Raw genomic sequence first — 1,468 nt, forward strand, 5'->3', positions numbered from 1 at the left:
TTTCTCACCCTCAGTCTCAACACATCCAAATTATTGTCTGCTTCAAAGCACAAGATAAACATGAAGCAAACGCTGGTCGTTATCGCCGCATCAAACCCGCTTGGTGCACAACAGAAGATGGTGAACATGTCATTTATTATCGAATCAGTGCCTCTCGCGTTGATCATGACATCACAACCAAATACGCGTTTCTTGACCGTGATGGCAAACCGAAACAGATTCACCATTCAGAAAAATTAGCGGTTGAGTTGATGACGTTGCACCCTGTCATTCGACTAAGGGATTCTCGTCGCTTTCCTCGTCCGACACACATTAATGGTGACAGCAAAAACGCGCGTATCGAAAAACGCATCAACAACACCTGTCGACGTTTATTGGCGATGCCGGGTCATGTAAACAAAGGGGAAATACGAAGCAGTCTCGATGCCATGAAAACGTTGGTCGAGCACTATTTTGCGTTTCGTAGCATCAGTAAAGGCAATCCTAGAAAACCGAGAGACGGATTATTCTACACTAGCCCATCTTCTGATAAAGGATTGAGCCAATACCTGAAAGAGACCAACGATAAGCAAAGTCGCTTGCTCTTAATGGGGTTGCTTAATGCATATCTCCAAGCCAAAGGGCCGACGGATTTAAGACGTTGCGCGCGGCCTATTTTGATCATCGAAGATCCAGAAGGTCGTTTACACCCAACGCATTTAGCTCGAGCTTGGTCGTTGCTTCAACTTTTGCCAATGCAAAAAATCTTAACTACGAATAGCGGCAGTTTGCTTGGTTCCGTGCCGCTCTACTCCATCCGTAGGCTTATCCGTCTGTCCGACAAAACTATCGCGAAGAGTCTAAATACGTCTAAGTTTGGGGGGGATGAGTTAAGCCGAATTGGTTTCCACATTCGTTTTCATCGCGCTGGCGCTTTGTTTGCGCGTTGCTGGCTATTAGTGGAAGGCGAAACTGAGGTTTGGTTGTTTAATGAATTAGCAAGGCAATGTGGATACGATCTCGCCGCTGAAGGGGTTCAGATTGTCGAGTTTGCACAATCTGGCTTACGTTCATTAATAAAAGTAGCCAAAGAGTTCGGTATCGATTGGCATGTGGTTACCGATGGTGACCCTGCGGGTAAAAAATACGCCCACACAGTAAGAGCGCAGCTTGGGCATGATCAAGAGCGCCATAGGCTCACTGAACTGCCCGATCGGGACATCGAGCATTTTCTTTATAATCATGGTTTCGAGCTTTTCTTTAAGGACATGATCAAAGTCCCTCACGACCATCCAATTCCGGCGAAGAAAGTGGTTAACCGCGTTTTGAAAAAACATGCGAAGCCAGATTTGGCTCTAGCCATTGTGTCTCACTGCGAAGAGAAAGGCATGGAATGTATCCCTGTGTTGTTGCGTTGGACTTTAAAACGCATCGTTACTATGGCAAGCGGGAATACTTAAGCCTTATATATCTATTTACTCGTTTTCCA

General features: G+C 45.8%; 1 protein-coding gene. It reads left to right on the plus strand.

Going from position 1 to position 1,468, the window contains the following annotated elements; translation table 11 throughout:
• The coding region (locus R7O12_RS24655) for a DUF2813 domain-containing protein (protein WP_318126681.1) at nucleotides 1-1,439 on the plus strand (1,439 nt) is incomplete at its 5' end.
• Nucleotides 1,440-1,468 lie beyond the last annotated feature (29 nt).

The sequence above is a fragment of the Vibrio sp. Vb1574 genome (genome assembly GCF_033338675.1).